Origin of the sequence: Frankia sp. Cppng1_Ct_nod, from assembly GCF_920656135.1 — a bacterium.
GTDB lineage: Bacteria > Actinomycetota > Actinomycetes > Frankiales > Frankiaceae > Protofrankia > Protofrankia meridionalis.
In genome coordinates this window covers 16,979-39,768 of record NZ_CAKKTK010000022.1, presented here as the reverse complement: position 1 = coordinate 39,768, position 22,790 = coordinate 16,979, and the positions used below count along the sequence as shown (strand labels likewise).

Below are 22,790 nucleotides of genomic sequence, written 5' to 3'. Positions count from 1 at the left end.
GTGCGGTAACTATCCGGGAAGGCTCGGTGGGAGTTCGAGCATCCGGATCGCGTTCGTCCGAACGATTTTGTCGATGTCCTCGGAGGGAAGTTCCTTCATCGCGTGCTCGGCATAGGCGCGGGTGTTCGGCCAGGTGGTGTCCTGGTGAGGGTAGTCGCTTTCGAAGGTGATCTGGTCGACGCCGATGGCGTGGCGGCTGGCGAGCCCGAAGTCGTCCTCGAAGAAGCAGCCGAAGACCCGGCCGGCAACATAGCTACTGGGCGGTTCGGTTATCTCCGGCGGCAGGCCGGACGCCGCGTTACCCATCCGCCAGACCCGGTCGGCGCGCTCGAACAGGTACGGCATCCACCCGATCTGGCTTTCCGAGAATGCGACCTTGAGGGTGGGGAACCGCGCAAGCACACCGGACAGCAGCCAGTCCGCCATTGCCATCTGGGAGTTCACCGCTGTGATTGCTATGCGTACGCTCGTCGGTGCGTCCGCGGAGGTGGTGAGGAACTGTGATGACGACCCGATGTGCATGCACAGTACCGTTCCGGTCTCCTCGCATGCTCTGAACAAGGGGTCCCACCGTCGTTCGGTGTCGTGCAGGCTGGGTAGGCCGAGCTTTGCCGGCAGTTCGCTGAAGGCGACCGCGCGCACGCCACGGGCGGCGTTGCGGCGTACTTCGGCGGCGGCGAGTTTGGCGTCCCACAGCGGGATCAGGCACAGCGGGATGAGTCTGCCTCCGCTGTCACCGCACCATTCCTCGACCATCCAGTTGTTATAGGCGTGTATACACGCCAGCGCGAGATCCCTGTCGGCGGCCTCGTGGAAGGTCTGGCCACAGAATCTGGGGAACGTCGGGAAACACAGCGACCGTTCCACGTGATTGATGTCCATGTCTGCCAGACGCGCCTTGGGCTCGTAGAATCCCGGCCGCATCTGGTCGTACCCGACGGGCTCCTTGCCGATTTCCTCCGGTTTCCTGCCCGCGGATGCCATTCCAACCACGATGGCGTAGCGCAGGTCCTCGTACACCCACCAGTCGGTCTCCGGACCGCTGGTCGCCATCCGGAACGGCCACCCGTTCTCCGGAACCATCTCGTAGGGCGCACGTACGATGCGCGGGCCCGAGTCCTGGTATCTGCTGGGTAGCCATTCCCGCCACAGGTGTGGCGGTTCGACCACGTGGTCGTCCACGGAGATGATCGGTGGGATTTCGACGGTCATGGAACCTCCACTGTTGGATTCGACCGGGTTCAGGCGTTGGTCCGGCGGATCAGCGTTGCGCTGCGCACGCCGTCGATGTCCTTGCCGTCCACCCGCGTCCGCGTGCCGTTGACCCAAACGGCATCGACGCCGTGGCTGCGGGCGACCAGCCGGTCCGCACCGGCATCCAGTGCCTCCGCCACCAGCCTGCGCATCCGGTCGATCTCCGAGTCGGTCGCGGCACGCTCGGTGGCCTCGTTCCCGAGGACGTAGAGCCGTAACGGGGTGTGTTCGATCATGACTCCGACGTTGAGCCGGATACCGTCCCGTTCAACCGCGTCGAGGTATTCGGGGAACGTCTCGAACGTCCACGGGATGCCGGCGGCCAACGCCTCCAGGGACATTCCTTCGACGTTCTCCAGGGTCCGCGCGATCGTCCCTCGCGCGTCCGGGCGGGTCGGTGCGATCCCGAAGCCGCAGTTGCCCATGATGACCGTGGTCACGCCGTGCCAGGACGACGGGGTGAGGTCCCGGTCCCACAGCACCTGTGCGTCGTAGTGGGTGTGGACGTCGATGAACCCCGGCGCCAGCACAAGGCCGTTGAGGTCCACCACATCGTCCCCGACGGCTACCGAGTTCGGCTCGCCGACGGCGGTGATCCGCGTGCCCTCAACCATGACATCGGCGGCTCGGGCCGGTCCACCGGTGCCGTCGACAACCTTCGCGCCTCGCAGAAGCACCACGGACTTCTCTCCTCCAGGCATGATCTGTAAACGCCGGCCTGATCGACCGATGGTCCGAGGTCGATCACGGAGTCAAGCCGACATCCAGAATTAAAGCGTATGTGCCAGATTGCGGAAAGAGGTTTCGGGCGGCCGTATGCCGGGCCGACCAGGCGGCCGATCCGTCACACTGGACGGGTGAGCGTCCCGATCGCGACCGGCAACCGTGACACGAAGGGGCGACGGGGTGGCTACGAACGGGGACGGATCACCCGCGATACCCTGATCGCGACTGCCGAGCGCCTGTTCGCGGAGCGCGGCATCGACGCAGTGTCGCTACGTGAGATCGCGGCCGCCGCGGGAAGCCATAACACCGGCGCGGCCCAGTACCACTTCGGTAACAAGGACCGACTTCTCGAAGCGATCTTCGGGCATCGTGCAACCATGCTCAACGCGCGGCGGGCGGAGCTCCTCGCTCAGGCCGCGGCTACCCATGGAGCTGCGGCGTGGCCGGTGGGGGCTCTTCCGGAGGGTCGGGTCGGGTCCGCGGCCGAAATCGCGGCAGAGGTGACGGTACGGGCAACGATCGAGGTCATCGTGAGGCCGTTGGCGGAGCTGGTCGGGCACTGCCACTACATCAGTTTCCTGGCCCGCCTTCAGGCGGACCACGTGCGCGACCAGTACGTCCGGCGTGCCGGAACCGGGACCGACTCCACGTTCCGCCAAGCCCGGAGCATTCTGCGCCAGGCTCTTCCCGCTCTGCCCGAACCGGTCTTCCGGCGCCGTTTCCACCTTGCCATGCGGATGGCCATTGCTGCGCTTGCCGACTATGAGTGCTCGCTGCCCGCCGAGCCGGAACCCGCGGTCACCAGCCAGGTCGTCAGCCCCGCGGGCGGTCCCATGCCCGTCCCTGATCCGGATACCGCTGCCGTTCCCTCGGCCGACGACCCCGACGACCCCGACGACCCCGACGACCCCGACGACCTGGACGACCTGGACGACCCCGACGACCTGGTCACCGATCTGATCGAGGCCATGTCCGGGATGCTGACCGCACCGTCCTCACGAAAGATCCCAACCACCGTCGGCCGGAGTTGCAAATAGCTGCGACACGGCCGCGGAGGCCCGGGGCTGACGGCGGCTGATCAGTACAGGCAGATCCGGCCGATCAGCCAGGCGGTGCGGTCGTGAAGACCTGCACCTCCATGGGAGCGAGTGTCACGGCGACCGTGCGGATCGGACCACCACTGATGCCGGTGCCGTCATCGACGGTGACGGTACCGGCTGGGCGGTTGGTCGACTGTTGTGGGAACGTAGGTGTGGGCTGGTTGCTGTACAGCAGTCGCGGTGGAGCCTCGGTGCTGATCAGGGTCGAGTCGACCAGGACGTGTCCTGTCCACGGTTCGGTGGTGTGGGTGTTCGCAGCTACGACGATCTCCGTGTCGGCAAGGATTCGTGACCATGCCAGCCAACCGCCCGGGTAGGGGGACAGCCCGAAGTGGATGCCGTCGCCGGACACCGGGCGGAAGTACTGGCGGCCGTAGCGCAGCGCCGCGTTCTCCATGCGCAGTTCGGACAGCTGGCGGAGGGTCACGGCGGCCGGCTGAGCGAGATCGAATGCCTTGGAAGATCCCCACAAGGCTTCCCGGACCGCCTCCGGAGAGTTACCGGTGCCATGCAGTCCCGCCTCGGTGCCGTAGTAGACGCACGGGATTCCCTGGAGGGCCATGAGGGACGCGAGGCCAAGGGAAAGCTGCGGGTCGTAGAGGTCGGGATCAGCCGGGTCCCGGTAGTGGTAGCGGCTGGGCTGGTCGTGATTGTCGAGGAAGGTCACGAAATAGCGGCTGGCGTCACCGTGGCTGCTGATGACGTTCTCTTCGAGCTGGCGGCGCAGTCGGAACGTCTCGACCAGGGCTGAAGGAGCTGCCTGACCCTTCGCCATCCGTGGAAGTACATAGAACACGGGGAAGTCAAGGGCGGCATCAACGCCAACGAGATCGCCTCCGGTATTGGTGTGACGGCCGACGTAGCCGCTTATGCGTTGCTCGTCGGCGTACACCTCACCGAAGGTGAAAAAATTCTTCTTGCCGTACGCGGCCGCGTGCTCCCGCATAGCGTTACCGAAGGTTCGCGCGAAGTCGGCTTCAACATACATGAGGGTGTCGATACGGAATCCGTCGACGTCGAAGCGCCGGATGATATCGGCATAGCAGGCGATGAGCGTGTCGCGCACCGGGTATCGGCCGTTCTCCTGCCGATCGGTGACCAGCTCCTTCAGGGTGAAGAAGTCGCCGGCGGCAGCCGGGTCGTGGCCGGGCGCGCCGAAGGCGTTGCCGCGCCGCCGGAAGGCTTCGTTGCCGCGCAGGCCAACCGGATGCACGGCGGCGGCCGGGTCTACTTCGACCGGAGGCGACGACCAGTTCGGGTTGGGCTGACCGTCCGCTCCCCGCCAGTGGACCGGATAGGGCGGGTCATCCCGCCAGGGTGCCTCGCCGCCGAAACCGTCATAGTCGAAAACGTCACCGGTATGGTTGAGGATGATATCGAGGATTACGTACAGGCCACGGGCGTGCGCCGCGTCGATCAGGGTCCGCAGCTGGGCGTCGCCGTAGCCGGCGTCCAGGCGAGCCCGGTCGGGATCGGCGCAGAACCGTGGCTCGACCCGGGTGAAGTTCTGAATCCCGTAACCGTGGTAGGTGCCGGGGAGAGCCTGCACGTTCTGTAGTACAGGTGACAGCCAGATCGCACCGACGCCGAGATCGCGGAGGAAATCGAGCTGAGCCGTCACTCCGTCGAAACTGCCGCCCTGGAACTCGCCGTAGGGGTCGTCCCACCGGCTGGCCGGTGGACGGGAGGGGTTGTTGAAGCGATCGACGAGTAGGAAGTAGATCCACAGGTCGCGCCAGTCGGCGGGTGACGGGTATACGGACATCGCCGCCTTTCTATCAATCCCGCGTCCGGCGGTTCCCAGGAGGTATCCCGGAAGAGGAGATCGGATGGACGTCGTCGATCACCTGACGATCGCTATCGTTGCACAGCCCGGCCGGTTACCGGCGTCCGGTCCGGGTGGCATGGTTGCGGTGGCTGTGCCGTCGGGTGACCGCGGTCACCCGACGGCTGCGAAGGATCCCAGGTCGGTGGCAGCGGTCACGCATCGCTCCAGGTTGGCGCTGATCAGGGCTTGGCCGTGATGGGTGGGTGGCGTCATCACCCAGCCCACCACGACCCCCCACACGATGTTCTGCCGGTAGAGGAGCCAGGCCTCATCGGCCCCGGGCGGCGTGACGCCATGACGGCGCAGTTCGTCGAGATAGCCGGCGATCAGGTCCCGCTCAAAGGCCCGGCGGTGTTCGGGGGCGAGCGCGGTCACGATCAGGTAGGCAACGTCGTGGGCCCAGCTACCGGCCTTGCAGAACTGCCAGTCCAGCAGCCCGCCCCCAGTGGGCAGGAGATAGGTGTTGGCGACGTGGGCGTCGCCGTGTAGCAGGCATTGCGGCTGCTTCTCCATGAGCTTCTGGAGTTTCCACAGGGCGTCCCAGATCTCGTCGCGGGGGCGGTCCAGTGCCGCGACGATCTCGGACTTCCAGTCGAGTCGCAGCTGTTTGTCGAAGATCCGGCGGCCCGTGATCCGGAAAAACTCCATGGTCTCTCCCGAGTCCGGTGTCTCCAGCCAGGGGAAGATCTCGTGAAGGTCGGGACTCGACCAGTAGCGTGCGTGCACCCGGGCGAGCTGGGACAGCAGAGCTGCCGCCTGCTCGGGGCTCAGCGATCCGAGCGCGTTGGGGAATGTCGCCTCCTGGAGGGAAAGGTCCTCTATCAGGACGACGAACCGCCCGGTCTCCTCATCGAGATCCCCGGCGAACATCCGGGGGGCCTCCACATCCAGCTGGGGACGGACCTCCTGGTAGAAGCCGATTTCGGTCCGATACATCGCGGGGGCGGCCCGCGGCAGGCTCTGTTGATCGTCCTCCACCAGCAGGGTCTTGAGGAACATCCGTGCGGGCAGCCCGCCGTCGCGTCCTGCAACGTAGCGGAGCCCAAGAGTCAACCGGTCCGCGGTCGAGGCCTTCTCGCCAGTCTCGGTGGCAAGGCCGATCCGTGTTGCTCCGACAAGGTCCACCTGCTCGACAACAACGTCCGGATGGATTTTACCCAACAGACTGGTCAGGAGCTCGGGGGTGAGGTCTTTGATCGACACCGGGAAACGCACCATACCGGATCCTGGCACAGCAACCCCCTGTCGGGACCGGTCACGCACCTTGCGACCCCCGCCATGATGATCCGGACGTGCGTCCTGGTGCGGCTGCTGGTCCCCTGGGCTGGATACCGGGCCACCGGCGCGGCAGCTTGCGACAAGCAACCATGGCGGGTTGGGTATGGGTGGACAATCATGAAGAATGATTGAGAAACCGGCGGACCGGCTTGCGGTCAGCCGTTGGCCAGTTCGATGGCGATTCGCAGGGCGGCATCACGGCGGTCCTGCTCGCTGGCGGCGAGGTCCCGGGTCACGAATACCCCGACGTGCAGGGCGATCAGGGACAGTCGTGCTCGCATCTGATCGACCAGCGGCAGATCGGCGTCGGCGAGTACCTGGGTCAGCTGGCCGAGGTGCTCGTGCATCTCCGCGCCGATGGGCAGCGCTCGGATCGAGCACTGGTTCTCCTGCAACAAACGGGTGATCTGGACGTCGCGGGTAGAGAGCAGACGGCTGTAACGGCGCAGCACTTCTTGACGGGTTGCGGCGGAGGTGGGTTGAGCCTGTCCCCAGCGCACCAGGTCGTCAACCTCGGCGAGGAGGTCCCGCAGGATGCTGACGAGGATCTCCTCTTTGGTCTTGAAGTGGTAGTAGAGCGCAGCTTTGGTCACTCCCAGTCGCTCGGCGATCTCCCGTAGCGAGGCCTTGTCGTAGCCCTGCTCGGCGAACAGCTCAAGGGCAACCGACCGGATCTGGTCCCGGGTGCCGGTGCGGCGCTCGTCCATGGTCGCCATGCCTCCTGACGTCGCTCGCTGAAGCTTACTTGACGACGGGCAAGTAGCTGTTAGTCTAGCGTCGGGCAAGTAACTAGCCGGTCGGCTAGTTAGGTTACAGGGTCGGCGGAGGCTGCGATGACAGAGGAGACGGCGTCGGTCGAGATATGCCGGGCGACCGACCAGGTACGGACCAGCCGTGAGATCTACACCGTGATGAGCGGGCTGATGATCGCCATGTTGTTGGCGATCCTCGACAACCTCATCGTGGGTACCGCGATGCCTACCATCGTCGGCGAACTGGGCGGGCTGGCTCATCTGTCGTGGGTCGTCACCGCCTACACGCTGGCCACCGCCGTGTCGACTCCGGTATGGGGCAAGGTCGGTGACCTCTACGGCCGCAAGAACGTATTCATGGCATCGATCGTGGTTTTCCTGGTCGGGTCGGCGCTGTCCGGACTGTCGCAGGACATGGGTCAGCTGATCGGTTTCCGGGGGGTTCAGGGTCTGGGCGCCGGTGGTCTCATGGTGGGCGCGATGGCCATCATCGGCGATCTGGTGCCACCCCGGGAGCGGGGCCGTTACCAGGGCATGATGGCCGCGGTGATGCCGGTCGCCTTCATCGGCGGCCCGCTGCTCGGGGGCTTCCTGACCGACCATCTGAGCTGGCGGTGGGCCTTCTACGTCAACCTACCGCTCGGTGTGCTGGCTCTGGTGGTGATCGCTGTGACCATGGATCTGCCCGGACGTCGTGAGCGGGTGTCGATCGACTGGTCGGGCGCTGCTCTACTCGGTGTCGGCATCTCGGCCTTGACCCTGCTGGCAAGCTGGGGCGGTACCGAGTTCGCCTGGTCATCAGCGCCCATCGTGGGCCTGGCCGTGGTGACGGCCCTGGCACTCGCCGCGTTCTATCGGGTCGAGCGCGAGGTTGCCGACCCGATCCTGCCGCTGGACATGTTCCACAGCCGCAACTTCAGCGCGGCCACGGTGCTCGCATTCTTCACCGGGCTCGCGATGTTCGGAGCGGTGACCTTCCTCCCGCAGTACCAGCAGAACGTGCAGGGTAGCTCGGCCACCAGCAGCGGGATCCTGTTGCTGCCCCTCATGGGCGGGATACTGCTCACATCCCTGCTCGGCGGCCAGATCGTCACCCGTACCGGCCGCTACCGGGCACTGATGATCATCGGGTCGGTGTTCATGGCCACCGGGCTGGGCCTACTCGCCACCTTGGGTCTGCACACCGGCCGGGCTACCAGTTCCCTGTTCATGATTGTTCTTGGCGTTGGCATGGGCCTACTCATGCAGAGCACCATGCTTGTCGTTCAGAACAGTGTCGGACGCCGCCATCTCGGCGCGGCCAGCGGCGCGGCCACCTTGTTCCGCACCATCGGTGGTTCGCTTGGTGTCTCACTGCTCGGCACTCTCTATTCGCAGCATCTGAAGGGCACTCTCACCGATCGGCTCGGCGTCGGTGCGGGTCGGCAACTGACCAGAGGTCAGCTGACTCCCGCGCTTGTGGAGAAATTGCCCGCAGCGGTGCGCGAGGCCTACCAGCAGGCTGTGACCAACGGTATCCACACGGTTTTTCAATGGGCTGCCGTGTTCGTACTTCTTGCGATTGCGGTCACCTGGGTAATCCGCGAAGTGCCGTTGCGGGGAAGCAATTCTACCCCCGTCGATGCCGCGATCGTGAGCGATATGGAGGACACGACCACAAATCTACCCGCACACGCTCAGTAATCGGCTGCTACGGCATCCGCATCCGACCGTATCACTGTGTGAGCCCTACCGCTGACGAAGCTGTACCGCTGCGGGTTAGGTCTCCGGCCGCAACCGGCACGTGGATGGCCGGTTGCGGGTGTCCTGCGCGGGTGACGGCGGACGGGTAATACGGTGTCCGCCATTAGAACCTCGGTGACCGGCGGTCAGGGTGTGCGGGATATCGCCACTTCTGAACTCCGGGTATCGGCGAGGTTACCCGGCGTGGAGGGAGAGAGACGGAAGTGACCTCGCGGAATGCTCAACGTGGTCTGGCTCTGATTGCCGCGTTGCTGGCTCTGACGCTTGTCGGTGCCTGTGGCACTGGTACGACCAAGAACCGATCTTCCTCGGGAAGCGTCGTGACCGCTAGTGATGCCGGCCAGGACACCGACCCGGAGGACAATGCGCCCTGCCCGACGACCGGCAATACCAGAGCCTTCGCCAAGACCCGTTTCGCCTTGCATGCCGGCCTTGGCCTCGGGGCCTTCCACCGTTACATCTACAAGCCGCTGAAGAACGGTGGGTTCAAGGCCGGGGCCGACAAACGGAAACGCACCTTCGTCAAGGCCGCGGTGGCGGGCGCTTTCACCGTTCACGAACTGAAGGTCGCCAAAGGATTCGCGGAGGCGAATCCTACGCTCTGTAACGCGGTTCAGTCGATCAGTGACAGCTTCTCGAACCTCACCAACAAATTGAAGAGCGGCACCGCCACCGAGGCTGACATCGACGCCAGCGAGAACAGCTTCGCCGGTCTGCAGCGAAGTGCCACGAGTAACGGTTTTGCCTTCGACGAGAAGAATGTGACCGTTCCCGGAGCCAGCTGAACAACACCTGTCCGGCTCGTGAGCCCCGGATCGGACGGTGAAGGCCCGTGCCATCACATTGTGATGGCACGGGCCTCCGGCGGTGAGACTCCAGGGCCTCCGCCTCCCTGGCCGCCCGCCGGGCCTGTGCAACGTCCCTGCATCTGTGCTGCGTCGGGCAGGGCCGAGCCGGGAGCGGACAGGTACATACGAAGCCCGTCCGCAGTTGCCTCCACCGCGTCGTACGTCGCGCCGTACAGCGGGTCCGGTAGCGTAACCTCGGCGCTACCAGATCGATCGGTCAGGCCGGTGAACAGACTGGTGGGCAGTTGCCGGCCGAAGGCCTTGATGCTGTCCGGCTGGATCGACAGCCTGCCATTTCTGATCACAGGACGGCCGACGACCGTCACCTGCACCGTGCCGATAGGCATCACAAGCTGTGTCTCCACCTTGAGTCTGCCGTCATCCGCGTACGAGACGCGCAGGTCGCGGGTGTCCCCTCCGGTCTTTCGGTCGTTGACCGCGGTGTAGGGAACGGTCGCGGCGACGATGATGCTGCGGACATGGACCGAGCCGGGGGCGGGTCGGCTCGTCAGCCCGGACAGCGGCGGCAGCCGCACGTCGTGCAGGACGATGGACACATCGCTCAGCACCATCTCGGACCGGCGCAGCCCGCTCGCAGTCAGTGTGACCGAGCGCAGGTGCCCACCGGCGGCCTGGGTCAGGAACGGGACACCGCCGATGCTCACCGTCACCGCCCCGGTCAGCCCGGTCAGGCAGGCCAGCTGCTCGGCGAGTCGGCGCTCGGTTACACGGACCAGAACCCTGTCAGCGGTCGCGAGGACAGCAAGGATCACCAGCACCGCTACCAGCACCCGGCGGTGCGGGTGTCGCAGCGGCCAGCGCCTCGACGACCGGCCGATGGGCCATCCCCGACGGCGGCCGGGACCAGGTCCGGTGAACGGGCGGGTGAACAGGCGGGTGAACGCCGTCCGCGGGACCGGTTCTGGGAGCGACACCGTGGCGTTCCGCTCGACGGGGACAGACGGTCTTCGTGGTGACGTCGGCACGGTGCCTCCTTTCCGGCACGGAACCGCCACCTTCATCGGGTGGCGGTTTCGTGGTCACCACAACACGGCATCACCATGAGAGGAACGTTGCGGGTGCATATGAGACGGATACGAGATCGTGCGGATGTCCGTGGTTCAACCACCCGAAAAAGGATCATCTATAACAGCGCGTGGTCATCGCGGACCTTCCTGGTCGGTCCAGGCGGACGGTAAGGGCTCGGCTCAGCCGAGCAGAACAACGATGGCGACAAGCAGGATGATCTTTATCATGATCGCGATCTCGGCGGTCCGGCCGGAGATGCGGTGCACGCCGGCGGCGTTCAGCACGCGTGGTACAGCCGCCCGCACGGACGGCCAGAGCACGAGGACAAGGCATGCACCGCATACGGTCACGGTGACGCGGGCGACCGTCGACCCCGAGGCGAACATGCCGGTGATCGCCGTCGCTGCGAGAACCGCGACCGCCTTGACCCCGGCGAACGCCCCGATGGCCGACCGGGTTCTCAGGAGAAGGACGGCAACGACCGAGGCCACCGCGACCATGACGAGTGCCGTGGTCGCGGTGTCAGGATGTACCTGTACCTTGGCCAGGCGTGTGACATCCAGGTGCGGATCCGGCTGGTCCAGCGGCACGAGGGGGAGAAGTGCGGCCGTCAGCAGCGTGACCGCGGCCTCCACCGCTCGCAGTACCACCAGGGCAAACGCGACAACGACCAGACGATGTCCGCGGCGACGCCCGGCCGCGGTCACCGTCCCGGACGTCCGCGGCCGAACCCTGAACGGCGTCATCCTGAACCGCGTCATCCTGAACGGCGTCATCCTGAACCGCGTCATCCTGAACCGCGTCATCCTGACCGGCGTCACAGCAATCGGCTCGACATACGTCACGGGTCTTCCTCCCACTCGGCGAGTTGGCCATCCCCCAGAGCGTGGGACCGGTTCATGCGAGCGAGATGCGGACTGGAATCGGGAATCATCCGGATCGCGAATTCACACGGGACGTGGATCGGCGGCCCCGGGCGGATGTTGGTGACCGTGGCTGGGCGGGGGCGGATAGGGTGTTCGTACCGGTGTGGCCGTGCTGGCCCATGGGGCAATCATCCTGGAGCTCATACGGACAGTCAGTATTTTGGAGGAACAGATGACCAGCGCTGTCGATGTTGCGGCGGGCATGCTGTCCGGTGCCGGGAGGTCCGTGTCGGGGCCTTTGTCTGCGGAGGAGCTGCGCCGTATTCATGGTTATTGGCGGGCGGCAAACTATCTGGCGGTCGGCCAGATCTATCTGCTGGACAATCCCCTGCTGCGCGAGCCGTTGCGGACCGAACATGTCAAGTCCCGGCTGGTCGGTCACTGGGGTACGACCCCGGGGCTGAATCTGATCTACGCGCACATGAACCGTTTGATCAGGGCGCGAGACCTCAACGCGATCTATGTCACGGGCCCTGGCCACGGTGGCCCCGGCATCGTTGCGAATACCTATCTTGAAGGTACATACACCGATTTCTACCCGTCCGTGACGCGGGATGCCGAGGGGATGCGCAGGCTTTTCCGTCAGTTCTCCTTCCCGGGTGGTATACCCAGCCATGCCGCGCCGGAGGTTCCCGGTTCGATCCATGAGGGTGGGGAGCTTGGTTACGTCCTCACCCACGCGTTCGGTGCGGCATTCGACAATCCGGACCTGCTTGTCTGCGCGGTCGTCGGGGACGGTGAGGCCGAGACCGGGCCGCTTGCGGCGAGTTGGCATTCGAACAAGTTCCTTGATCCGATCCGGGACGGGGCGGTCCTGCCGATCCTCCACCTGAACGGCTACAAGATCGCTCAACCGGCCGTGCTCGCGCGTATTCCCGAGGCCGAACTCGACCAGTTGATGCGTGGGTATGGCTACCAGCCGTTCCACGTCGGCGGGGATGACCCGGGGCAGGTACACCAGCGGTTCGCAGCCGTCCTTGACTCTGTTGTCGAGGAGATCGAAGGAATCCAGGAACGGGCGCGGGTGCACGGTGATTCCACCCGTCCGCTGTGGCCTATGATCGTTCTTCGTACGCCGAAGGGTTGGACCGGCCCGAGCGTCGTGGACGGTGTCCAGGTGGAAGGCACCTGGCGGTCCCATCAGGTGCCGGTTTCGGAGATCCACAGTAACCCGGAGCATCTGGCGCAGTTGGAGGCGTGGCTGCGCAGCTACCGGCCCGAGGAGTTGTTCGACGCCGAGGGCAGACTCGTTGCCGATCTTGCGGAACTGGCGCCGTCGGGTAGCCGGCGGATGAGCGCGAACCCGCATACCTTCGGCGGGGAACTCCTGCGGGACCTGACCCTGCCGGACTTCCGCACGTACGCCGTGGACGTCGAGGTACCGGCCACTACCTTCAGCGAGGCGACCAGGATTCTCGGCGGCTTCCTGCGGGATGTGATGGCGGCGAACTCGACGACGTTTCGGGTTATGGGTCCGGACGAGACCGCGTCCAACCGGCTCGGTGCACTGTTCCAGACAACGTCCCGGGCGTGGAACGCCGAGATCGTCGATGGCGATGACAACCTCGCGCCGGATGGTCGGGTCATGGAGGTGCTCTCCGAGCATCTGTGTCAGGGCTGGTTGGAGGGATATCTCCTTACAGGCCGGCACGGGTTCTTCTCCTGCTACGAGGCGTTCATCCATATTGTCGACTCGATGGTGAACCAGCACGCGAAGTGGTTGAAGACGACCCGCCATATACCGTGGCGGCGTCCGATCGCGTCGCTGAACTACCTGCTGACCAGCCATGTCTGGCGGCAGGACCACAACGGATTCTCCCATCAGGATCCGGGTTTTATCGACCATGTGGTCAACAAGAAGGCGGAGATCGTCCGGGTGTACCTCCCACCGGACGCGAACACGCTGTTGTCCGTCGCGGATCACTGTCTGCGTAGTCGACATTACATCAATGTAATTGTCGCGGGGAAGCAGCCGGCGCTGAACTATCTGTCGATGGACGACGCGATCGCTCACTGCACCCGGGGTATCGGTATCTGGGACTGGGCCAGCAACGACCACGAGCACGCCACCGGCGGTTCGGCCGGGGACGGCATGCCGGACGTGGTACTGGCCTGCGCAGGGGATATTCCGACGTTGGAGACCCTGGCCGCGGTCGATATCCTGCGGCAGCACTTTCCCGACCTGAAGGTCCGGGTCATCAACGTCGTCGACCTGATGCGTCTGCAGGACGAACGTGAGCATCCGCACGGCATGTCCGATGCCCGTTTCGACGCGATTTTCACCTCGGACCGTCCTGTGATCTTCGCCTATCACGGTTACCCGTGGCTGATTCACCGGTTGACCTACAGGCGGACCAACCACGACAACATGCATGTCCGCGGCTATATCGAGGAAGGTACAACCACCACGCCGTTCGACATGGTGATGATGAACGACCTCGACCGCTTCCACCTCGTGATCGACGTAATAGACCGGGTGCCGTCTCTGGGAGCTAGCGCCGCGCATGTCCGGCAGAACATGGTGGACGCGCGCATCGCGGCCCGGGCCTACACCCGCGACTTCGGTGCGGACATGCCGGAGATCTCCGGCTGGACCTGGCCGTACTGACGATTACCGAAAGCGGCTGTCGCCATGAATGTGCTGGTGGTCAACGCGGGGTCGTCCAGCCTGAAGCTTCGGCTACTCGGACCGGGCGACGGCCTGCTCGCGTCCGTCGACCTACACGCGCGGGAGGGCCGCCCGGACCCGGGCGAGGTCAGGTCGGCTATCCGTGGCCTGGCCCGGTTGGGAACCTTTCAGGCGGTCGGGCATCGGATCGTGCACGGCGGGACGACCTTCACCGATCCGGTCGTTGTCACCGACCAGGTGATCAAGGATCTGCGGGGGTTGACAGCGCTCGCGCCACTGCACCAACCAGCGGCGCTGGCCGCGCTCACCGAGGTGCGGACGGCCGCACCCGACGTCGTGCAGGTCGCCTGCTTCGACACCGCGTTTCACGCCCGGATGCCGCTGGCCGCGTTCACCTACGCGGTACCGGCTGACTGGCGGGAGCGTCTCGGGGTCCGTCGCTTCGGATTCCACGGTTTGTCCCATGCGTATGCGTCCCGGCGGGCGGCAACGCTGACCGGTGGATGCCGAGTGGTGACCTGTCATCTGGGGTCGGGGGCTTCGCTCGCCGCAGTCCGTGACGGCGTTGGCATTGACACCACCATGGGGTTCACCCCGCTCGAGGGCCTGGTGATGTCGACCCGTTCCGGCAACATCGACCCCGGTCTGCTGCTGTGGTTGCAGACCTCGGCCGGCATGTCCGCAGACGAACTCACCGATAAGCTGTTCCATCGGTCGGGCCTGTTCGCCCTCGCCGGCACCGCGGACATGCGTACGGTTGTGGACCGAGCCACCGCCGGTGATGCAGCCGGATCGCTGGCTCTGGCCGTGTACCTGCACCGCCTGCGCGCGCAGATCGCCGCGATGGCCACGGCCCTCGGCGGATTGGACACTCTGGTCTTCACCGGCGGGGTAGGAGAGCGGTCCGCGGCTGTACGTGCCGGCGCCGCGGACGGCCTGGGCTTTCTCGGCGTGGGCATCGACCCCGACCGCAACACCGCGCATACCGACGGCGACTCCGACATCACTGACCCCGGCGTCGCAACCTCCGGCGTCGCAACCTCCGGATCGAGGGTCCGGACCCTGGTCGTCGAGGCTCGGGAAGAGCTGGAGATCGCTCGCGGCGTCCGCGCCTGTCTCGCCGGATAACTCGGTGTGGACGGTGGCTTGAGCGTCCGCTGTCCTGGTCGAGTTCGTTGTGACCAGCGGGCTGGAGGTCCGTGTGGATCGATGCGCTTGACCGCGCGGACCGGACGAAAGGCGAGAAGGCCCGCTGGCGTCCCGCACCACAGCGAATGGCACTGCGTGCCGTGAGGTCGGGAGCGGTGTCAGTCCTGGATCCGCCGCATCACGTCACCGAGCTGGCGAACCACCTCGTCGAACGGGGCATCCGCGCGGAAGAACGCGACCACGTGTTCATGGTCGTCGAGCCGCCGGACCCCTTGCGGGGCGAAGGACCGTTGCACGAGGCCGAAGGCGTGGTGCGCCCGGTCGTAGACGTCGTCCGTCCCACCGCTCTTGAGCCACGTGCGCAGGGCGTAGTTGTGCGCGGCGACCACGGCCGCGGCGGCCACGACACTACGCAGCTCACCGTCGGCCTCGCCGGCGAAGCGGCTCTGAAGGTATCGCGCCACGACACGTTCATAACGGTCGGTACTTGCGATCTCACGATCTCGTAGAGATGCTACCTGTCTGGTCAGTTCGAAGCGTTTCAGTGAAATATCGGCATCGTCGACATAGCGATCCAGTACCAGTTGGGCGCCGGCACAGGCGACCACCAACGGCGGTTCGGTGGAGCCGGCTTCGTCGAACAGCCGGGCCATGTCGTCGAGCCACTCGTCATGGTCGGGGAAGATTGCCTCTTCCTTGGCGGAGAAGTACCGGAAAAAAGTGCGCCGGCCGACCCCGGCCGCTTCGGCGATCTGGTCGACGGTGGTGGCCTCGTACCCGTTGGTGAGGAACAGCTCCATCGCGGACCTGACCAGGGCACGTCGCAGGTGGCGCCGCCCGGCTGCGGTTCGGCCGGCGCGCCGCCTGGGTGTCAGCTCCGCCGGGTCCGTCATGCCGTGAGATCTTACATATTCGCTAACGGCACCAAGTGCCGCTACAGTTCGGTTGCGCGGTCTGACCGCTCCGCGTGGCATATGAGTTAGATCACATATGTGGCCGGTCGTCGTGCTCGCAGGACCGGACCTGGACCGAGGGGTGGCCGAATGGCTGACGTGAAAAAGGTAGGGGTCGTGGGCGGCGGCCTGATGGGCTCGGGGATCGCCGAGGTGTGTGCCCGCTCAGGTCTCGACGTCGTCGTCGTCGAAGCGGACACCGGCCGGGCCGCGGCGAGCCGTGCCCGGGTGATCGGCTCGCTGGACCGTGCGACGCTGCGGAACAAGCTGTCCACCGAGGACCGTGACCTGGCGTTGGAGCGCCTGAGCTTCACCGTGGACTTCAACGACCTGGCCGACTGCCAGCTGGTGGTCGAGGCTGTCGCGGAGGACGAACGGTTGAAGACCGAGGTTTTCCGGGATCTCGACAAGGTGGTCGAGGATCCGGATGCGATCTTCGCGTCCAACACGTCGTCCATCCCCATCATGAAACTGGGGATGGCGACGACCAGGCCGCATCAGGTGATCGGGATCCACTTCTTCAACCCGGTACCGGTCCTGCCGCTCGTCGAGCTGGTGGCGTCGCTGCTCACCGACGAGCAGACCCAGGCCAGAGCAGAGTCCTTCGTCAGCGACGTTCTGGGCAAGAAAGTGATCCGGTCCCAGGACCGGGCGGGCTTCGTGGTGAACGCGCTGCTCGTGCCCTATCTGCTGTCAGCTGTCCGGATGCTCGAGTCGGGCTTTGCCTCAGCATCCGACATCGACAGCGGGATGGTGCTCGGGTGTGCCCACCCGATGGGTCCACTGGCGTTGGCCGACCTGATCGGCCTTGACACGACAAAGGCAATCGCCGAATCGATGTACGATGAGTTCAAGGAGCCGCTGTACTCGCCGCCACCACTGCTGATGCGGATGGTCGATGCCGGGCTGCTCGGTAAGAAGAACGGTCGGGGCTTCTACGACTACGGTCAGGTTGAATCCTGATGGCCCCAAGTGCCGGCAGCGGCGTTTACCAGCTGAGCGAGGAACACGAATCTCTGCGTGAAGCGGTGCGGACGCTGGCGGAGAAGGAAATCGCGCCGCACGCCGCCGATGTCGATGAGCAGGCACGTTTTCCCGTCGAGGCGCTGGAGGTGCTGACCCGGGCCGGTTTTCACGCCGTACACATCCCCGAGTCATACGGCGGCGAGGGTGCGGACGCGGTCGCGGCATGCATCGTGATCGAGGAGGTGGCGAGGGTCTGTGCCTCGTCATCGCTGATCCCGGCGGTGAACAAACTGGCGACCATGCCGATCCTGCTCGCCGCGTCGGAGAACCTGAAGAAGGAGGTGCTGTCCTCCATCGCCTCGGGTGAGGCGATGGGTTCGTATGCGCTGTCCGAGCGGGAGGCGGGTTCGGATACCGCATCTATGCGCACCCGGGCGCGTCTCGACGGTGACCACTGGGTACTGAACGGTACCAAGTGCTGGATCACCAATGCCGGAGAGTCCGCCTGGTACACGGTGATGGCGGTAAGCGACCCGAATGCGGCAAAGAAATCCCGGGGTATCTCGGCTTTTGTGGTCCACAAGGAAGATCCGGGTTTCTCGGTCGGATCGAAGGAACGTAAGCTCGGTATCAAGGGCTCGCCGACCCGAGAGATCCATCTTGAGGACTGCACCATCCCGGTCGACCGTATTATCGGCGAGCCGGGCACCGGCCTGAAGACCGCGCTGCGGACGTTGGACCATACCCGGCCCACGATCGGTGCGCAGGCGGTGGGCATCGCGCAGGGTGCGTTGGATACCGCGATCGCCTATGTCAAGGAACGCCGGCAGTTCGGCCGGTTGATCGCCGAGTTCCAGGGCCCGCAGTTCATGATCGCCGATATGGGGATGAAGATCGAGGCAGCTCGGCACATGGTGTACGTGGCTGCGGCCAAGGCTGAGCGAGGGGAACCGGACGCGGGGTTCGTCTCGGCGGCGGCGAAGTGCTTTGCGTCGGACACGGCCATGGAGGTCACCACCGACGCCGTCCAGCTACTCGGTGGTGCGGGCTACACGCAGGATTTTCCGGTCGAACGCATGATGCGCGACGCTAAGATCACCCAGATCTATGAGGGAACCAACCAGATTCAGCGCATGGTCATGGCCCGGCAGCTGCTCAAGAGATGACCGTTGGTGTGCCTTCGATCAACGGCCGCCACATGATCCCTGGCAGCGCCGAGATGCACGAGGACGGCACGCAATACAGGCACCGCCCCTGAGCGACGAGATCAGCTGCCGCGCGGACGCTTTCACGACATCCTGGGAACGTGCACCGCTCCGCCGAGCGCTTCATCGTCGACGAGCGGTGCCGCCACGTGATCGCCGTGTGATCGCCGCGTATGGCGCCGGCATCCAGACGCTCTCGGTGCGGGGCTGTCGGCGTCCATCTCCGGCGAACCGGGGGAGTTCACGTTTCCCGGTGTCTGTTACTTACGAGTGAACCGCGTCTGCTACCGTCTGAGTCTGACCGAAGGGTTGAACGTGACGAAGAGCACGCGAGGCGAACCCTTGATCGTCCTGGAAGGCGTCGAGAAATTCTTCGGCGGTTTCCAGGCTCTACATGCGATCAATCTGACGGTATTCAGCGGCGAGGTGGTCGTCGTCATCGGTCCGTCGGGATCGGGAAAGTCGACGCTGTGCCGGTGCATCAACCGGCTGGAGACCATCGACGCCGGCCAGATCATGATCGACGGAGAGCGGTTGCCCGAGGAGGGACGCGCGCTCGCACGGCTACGGGCCGAGGTGGGCATGGTCTTTCAGTCGTTCAACCTATTCGCGCACAAGACCGCACTGGAGAACGTCACTCTCGGGCCGACGAAGGTCAAGGGAATCCCGCGGGAGACAGCCGAGCGCCGAGGGCGGGAACTGCTCGATCGGGTAGGCGTCGGCGCGAAGGCCAGCAGTTACCCGGCCCAGCTTTCCGGCGGGCAGCAGCAACGTGTCGCGATCGCCCGAGCGCTTGCCATGGATCCGAAGGTAATCCTCTTCGACGAGCCCACCTCGGCACTCGACCCGGAGTACATCGCCGAGGTGCTCGACGTCATGGCAGGGCTCGCCCGCGATGGTATGACCATGGTGGTTGTCACCCACGAGATGGGGTTCGCGCGGCGGGCCGCGGACCGGGTCGTATTCATGGCTGACGGCCGAATTCTAGAGGAAGGAACTCCGGAGGTCTTCTTCGGCAGCCCAGGGACTCAGCGGGCCCGTGACTTCCTGGCTCGTGTTCTCACCCACTGACGTCGTTCACTTTCCCATGCGCTATCGTCCTGGTCTGTTCCGCATCCGACGTATCTCCGAAGAGGACAACCATGCAGGTTCAAGGTTTCCCGGCCCAACGGTATCCACTTCAGTCGAACTCGCTTCGACGACGATGGTTCGTGACGGCTGCGCTCGCCGGCGTCATCGCGCTCGTCTTCAGCGGTTGCGGAGGTGGTGGCAAGGCGACCGGTACGCCGGTCGGTGTCCAGAACAAACCCACCTTCGCCGCCGGCACCACGATGGCGAGGCTGGCCGAGGCGGGGAAGGTCACCGTCGGCACCAAGTTCGACCAGCCGTTGTTCGGACTAAAAGGCCTGGACGGAAAGGTCACGGGATTCGACGTCGAAATTGCAAAGATCATATCTGCCGGCCTGGGAATCAACGAGAGCGCCATCACCTTTGTTGAAACACCGTCATCCCAGCGTGAAGGTGCGATCCAACAGGGCAAGGTCGACTTCGTTGTCGCCACCTACACAATCAACGACAAGCGCAGACAGCTCGTCAGCTTCGCCGGGCCGTACTACCAGGCCGGCCAGGATATCATGGTGAAAAAGGAAAACACGACCATCACCGGACCGGAATCGCTACGCACCGCGAAGGCGAAGGTCTGCTCCGTCTCCGGGTCGACTCCGGCCGAGAAAATCAAAGAATACGTCGACGCGTCCAACATCGTGCTTTTCGATGTCTATTCCAAGTGCGCAGACGCGTTGCGTACCGGCCAGGTCGATGCCGTCACCACCGACAACGTCGTCCTGCTGGGTCTTGCGGACTCCAGTGGTGGCGCTTTCAAGCTCATAGGAAAGCCCTTCACCGTCGAGCCCTACGGCATCGGCATCAAAAAGGGTGACATCGCTTTCTGTCAGTTCATCAACGAGCAGCTGACCGCAGCGTCAACAGACGGGCGCTACGCCAAAGCCTGGGAATCCACGGCGGGTAAGGTTGCCAGGACCACGCCGACCCTGCCCACCCTCGGTGCTTGTTCCTGATTGCAACCTCGCTCTTCAGAGCCGACGCACCCCGGGAGCCGCCATGGGTGTCATCACCGACAACCTGGGCCTGTATGCCGATGGTCTGCTGGGAACATTGGAAATCTGCGGGCTGGTCGCCGTGGCAGCGTTGCTGCTCGGGATTTTTCTGGCAGGCTTTCGGGTGTCGCCGGTGCCACCCTTGCGAGCCGTTGGCACGGTCTACGTCACACTGGTCCGTAACTGCCCACTTACCATCGTCTTGTTTGTCTTCGCGTTCGGCCTGCCAGAGGTGGGTATCAATGGCGCGTACATCACCTTCGGTGTCGCCGGACTCACCGTCTATACCGCTGCTTTCGTGTGCGAGGCGGTACGTAGCGGAATCGGTGCGGTTGACGCAGGCCAGGCCGAGGCCGCGCGCGCGATAGGCCTCACCTTCAGCCAGTCGCTGCGACTGGTCGTGCTCCCGCAGGCTTTATGGGCGGTCCTTCCTCCGCTGGGTAGCGTCGCGATCGCAATGATCAAGAATTCTGCGATTCTGGGAGCCTTCGGAGTCGGCGGGGAACTCTACAGCGTGGCGAACACCCTGAACAGCGCCCGGGGTGAACCGGCGCTGCCGGTTTACACCGGAGTAGTAATCGGGTACCTGATCATCATCATTCCTGCCGGCCTGCTCCTGCTGATGATGGAAAAGCGCTTGAAGGCCACCCGATGAACCGAAGTGTTCTCTACGACGCTCCAGGACCTCGCGGCCGGCGGCGCATTCTTGTCGCCAGCGTGGCCGCGGCTCTGATCCTGGTCGGCCTCGCGGCGCTGGCTGTACGGCGGCTCGCCACGAACGGGCAGTTCGCCGGCGAGAAGTGGAGCCCGCTGTTCGATCCGAACGACGTGAACTTTCCCGACCTGTGGCGCCTGCTTGGCGGCGGCCTTCTGCACACCCTGACGGCCGCCGTCCTGGCGATGTCCTTGTCGCTGGTGCTCGGGGTACTCATCGCGATGACGAGGATCTCGGCATCCCGGTGGTACCGCTGGGCGGTAGTCGGTGTGGTCGAGATCCTGCGTGGTGTCCCCGTGGTCATCGCGATTTTTTTTGCGTACCAGGTGCTCCCCACGTACGGGTTCAGATTGCCGTTGTTGTGGTATATCGTCATCGGTCTTACGGCCTACAACTCGGTGGTCATTTCCGAAATTATCCGGGCGGGCATACTTGCGGTTCCGAGAGGACAGTCCGATGCGGCCGCAGCGCTGGGTCTTACCCGTGGTCAGACCCAGCGGTTCATCCTCCTGCCCCAGGCATTCCGTTCGATGTTGCCAGCGCTGATCAGTCAGCTCGTTGTGATCCTCAAGGATACCTCGATCGGCGCATTCATCTCCTACGAAGAGCTGCTGCGTCGTGGACTGATAATTATCCAGACCCTGCGCAACCCGATTCAGACATATCTGGTGATAGCCGCTATCTTCGTTCTCATCAACTATCTTGTCGGCCGCCTGGCAATCTACGTGGAAGCACGCCTGTCGGCTCGACGGGCCTAGTGACCGGGCTTGTCGATCGTGTGCAGGACTGCGGCGTCGAGCAGGTCCTCGATGTCGTCGCCCGCGATCGCGAGGGTGCTGTTCGGTGAGCGTCATGTGGATCAGTGCGTAGAGAAGACGACTACGTCAGGGAATCCCTCGGGGGATCTTGAAATTACCTCGGTTGAACACCGGACTGGTCCCGGGCGCCGATGCGGAAAGGGACTAACGGCGCTCGGGACCAGGAACGGTCATCCGGTGAAATAGATCTTATCCTTGGGGATTGGTGTCGCGGGAGGTGCGACCGGCAAAGCCGGGCTGCTCGTCGGGTGCTGGGCGGTGTCGGAGCACGTGCAGAAGCCGACAGCGGGAATCGCCATTACCAGTTTGCCGGAGACCGGGTCGAACGGGATCGCGAGCACGGCGCCCGCAGAGGAGTGGAGGGGAAGAGTCTCACCGGCGGCAATCGTGCCGGAATCTCCGTTCAGGTCGCTGTCGAGCCAGCTGAATCGCAGTGTGTTGGCAGAAGTATTCTTGACCGTCCATTTCGGGCCGTCCGTGCTGCATGTGACGTCGATCAGCAGCGGTTGTTCGTGTAGATCGCTCAGGTTGTGCAGGTTCTTGAGGCCGTCCAGGTTGTTGAGTCCGTGGAAATTTGCAGGCAGTTCAGCCGGCAGCCATGGGATCGAGTCGAAAAATTCCTTCAGCGGATCGGACGTTGCTGTCGGGTTGGCCGACGGAGCCGGTTCGGCGGCCGTCGGCAGGACCGCGAACGGTTCGCCCAGCGTCGACGCGGCGGTCGTGTCGGCCGCAGCCGGTGTCGTGAATCCCTCGT

Annotated in this window: 20 protein-coding genes; 11 read left to right on the top strand and 9 right to left on the bottom strand. The window is 64.6% G+C overall.

Annotated elements, in window-relative coordinates; all coding sequences use genetic code 11:
- Positions 1–9 precede the first annotated feature (9 nt).
- Both NBW77_RS09005 and NBW77_RS09000 read right to left on the bottom strand, forming a co-directional pair.
- Positions 10–1,212: an amidohydrolase family protein gene (locus NBW77_RS09005; protein ID WP_165486229.1), complete on the bottom strand. Its 1,203-nt coding sequence runs from the start codon at positions 1,210–1,212 to the stop codon at positions 10–12.
- A 29-nt stretch (positions 1,213–1,241) separates the two neighbouring features.
- A complete protein-coding gene (locus NBW77_RS09000; protein ID WP_165486230.1) occupies positions 1,242–1,934 on the bottom strand; it encodes an amidohydrolase family protein in 693 nt (230 codons plus the stop codon).
- 177 nt (positions 1,935–2,111) lie between these two features.
- Here NBW77_RS09000 and NBW77_RS08995 point away from each other — a divergent pair, with 177 nt between their 5' ends.
- Entirely contained in the window at positions 2,112–3,017 is a 906-nt protein-coding gene (locus NBW77_RS08995) for a TetR/AcrR family transcriptional regulator (protein WP_165486231.1), read from the top strand.
- A 64-nt stretch (positions 3,018–3,081) separates the two neighbouring features.
- On the opposite strand, the gene NBW77_RS08990 is transcribed toward NBW77_RS08995, so the two are convergent.
- The 3 genes from NBW77_RS08990 to NBW77_RS08980 form a co-directional block, all read right to left on the bottom strand.
- Positions 3,082–4,845, bottom strand: a complete 1,764-nt coding sequence (locus NBW77_RS08990) for an alpha-amylase family glycosyl hydrolase (RefSeq protein WP_131747719.1) — start codon at positions 4,843–4,845, stop codon at positions 3,082–3,084.
- 174 nt (positions 4,846–5,019) lie between these two features.
- A complete protein-coding gene (locus NBW77_RS08985; RefSeq protein ID WP_131747720.1) occupies positions 5,020–6,126 on the bottom strand; it encodes a phosphotransferase in 1,107 nt (368 codons plus the stop codon).
- Positions 6,127–6,341: 215 nt separating this feature from the next.
- Positions 6,342–6,893, bottom strand: a complete 552-nt coding sequence (locus NBW77_RS08980; RefSeq protein WP_250279559.1) for a TetR/AcrR family transcriptional regulator — start codon at positions 6,891–6,893, stop codon at positions 6,342–6,344.
- A 126-nt stretch (positions 6,894–7,019) separates the two neighbouring features.
- Here NBW77_RS08980 and NBW77_RS08975 point away from each other — a divergent pair, with 126 nt between their 5' ends.
- Together NBW77_RS08975 and NBW77_RS08970 are read left to right on the top strand one after the other, a co-directional pair.
- On the top strand, positions 7,020–8,621 hold the full coding sequence (locus NBW77_RS08975) for an MDR family MFS transporter (protein ID WP_250279557.1): 1,602 nt from the start codon (positions 7,020–7,022) through the stop codon (positions 8,619–8,621).
- 380 nt (positions 8,622–9,001) lie between these two features.
- Positions 9,002–9,466 carry a hypothetical protein gene (locus tag NBW77_RS08970; RefSeq protein ID WP_250279555.1) on the top strand — a complete coding sequence of 155 codons (465 nt, stop codon included), beginning with the start codon at positions 9,002–9,004 and terminating at the stop codon, positions 9,464–9,466.
- Positions 9,467–9,519: 53 nt separating this feature from the next.
- On the opposite strand, the gene NBW77_RS08965 is transcribed toward NBW77_RS08970, so the two are convergent.
- Together NBW77_RS08965 and NBW77_RS08960 are read right to left on the bottom strand one after the other, a co-directional pair.
- Complete coding sequence (locus tag NBW77_RS08965; protein ID WP_165486232.1) at positions 9,520–10,464, bottom strand: LmeA family phospholipid-binding protein; 945 nt, start codon at positions 10,462–10,464, stop codon at positions 9,520–9,522.
- Between the two features lie 273 nt (positions 10,465–10,737).
- Entirely contained in the window at positions 10,738–11,304 is a 567-nt protein-coding gene (locus NBW77_RS08960; protein ID WP_250279554.1) for a histidine kinase, read from the bottom strand.
- A 352-nt stretch (positions 11,305–11,656) separates the two neighbouring features.
- Here NBW77_RS08960 and NBW77_RS08955 point away from each other — a divergent pair, with 352 nt between their 5' ends.
- Both NBW77_RS08955 and NBW77_RS08950 read left to right on the top strand, forming a co-directional pair.
- The gene (locus NBW77_RS08955) at positions 11,657–14,092 is read left to right on the top strand and encodes a phosphoketolase family protein (RefSeq protein ID WP_175324760.1); all 2,436 of its coding nucleotides are present in this window, start codon (positions 11,657–11,659) and stop codon (positions 14,090–14,092) included.
- 24 nt (positions 14,093–14,116) lie between these two features.
- Positions 14,117–15,241, top strand: a complete 1,125-nt coding sequence (locus NBW77_RS08950; RefSeq protein WP_250279553.1) for an acetate/propionate family kinase — start codon at positions 14,117–14,119, stop codon at positions 15,239–15,241.
- Positions 15,242–15,420: 179 nt separating this feature from the next.
- On the opposite strand, the gene NBW77_RS08945 is transcribed toward NBW77_RS08950, so the two are convergent.
- Positions 15,421–16,155, bottom strand: coding sequence for a TetR family transcriptional regulator (locus tag NBW77_RS08945; protein WP_131747725.1), 735 nt, complete (start codon positions 16,153–16,155; stop codon positions 15,421–15,423).
- Between the two features lie 150 nt (positions 16,156–16,305).
- Here NBW77_RS08945 and NBW77_RS08940 point away from each other — a divergent pair, with 150 nt between their 5' ends.
- The 6 genes from NBW77_RS08940 to NBW77_RS08915 all read left to right on the top strand — a co-directional run bounded on the left by NBW77_RS08940 (position 16,306) and on the right by NBW77_RS08915 (position 21,976).
- A complete protein-coding gene (locus tag NBW77_RS08940) occupies positions 16,306–17,178 on the top strand; it encodes a 3-hydroxybutyryl-CoA dehydrogenase (protein ID WP_131747726.1) in 873 nt (290 codons plus the stop codon).
- The gene (locus tag NBW77_RS08935; protein WP_131747727.1) at positions 17,178–18,347 is read left to right on the top strand and encodes an acyl-CoA dehydrogenase family protein; all 1,170 of its coding nucleotides are present in this window, start codon (positions 17,178–17,180) and stop codon (positions 18,345–18,347) included. Before NBW77_RS08940 ends, NBW77_RS08935 begins: the two co-directional genes overlap by 1 nt.
- Before the next feature lie 354 nt (positions 18,348–18,701).
- A complete protein-coding gene (locus NBW77_RS08930; RefSeq protein WP_284346905.1) occupies positions 18,702–19,457 on the top strand; it encodes an amino acid ABC transporter ATP-binding protein in 756 nt (251 codons plus the stop codon).
- Positions 19,458–19,597: 140 nt separating this feature from the next.
- Complete coding sequence (locus NBW77_RS08925; RefSeq protein ID WP_131747728.1) at positions 19,598–20,464, top strand: glutamate ABC transporter substrate-binding protein; 867 nt, start codon at positions 19,598–19,600, stop codon at positions 20,462–20,464.
- A gap of 43 nt (positions 20,465–20,507) precedes the next feature.
- Positions 20,508–21,158, top strand: coding sequence for an amino acid ABC transporter permease (locus NBW77_RS08920; RefSeq protein WP_131747729.1), 651 nt, complete (start codon positions 20,508–20,510; stop codon positions 21,156–21,158).
- The gene (locus NBW77_RS08915) at positions 21,155–21,976 is read left to right on the top strand and encodes an amino acid ABC transporter permease (protein ID WP_131747730.1); all 822 of its coding nucleotides are present in this window, start codon (positions 21,155–21,157) and stop codon (positions 21,974–21,976) included. The genes NBW77_RS08920 and NBW77_RS08915 overlap by 4 nt, the downstream gene beginning before the upstream one ends.
- Positions 21,977–22,206: 230 nt before the next feature.
- Here the strand turns inward: NBW77_RS08915 and NBW77_RS08910 are convergent.
- Positions 22,207–22,790, bottom strand: a 584-nt coding sequence (locus NBW77_RS08910; RefSeq protein WP_250279552.1) for a hypothetical protein, incomplete at its 5' end; no start/stop codon positions are given.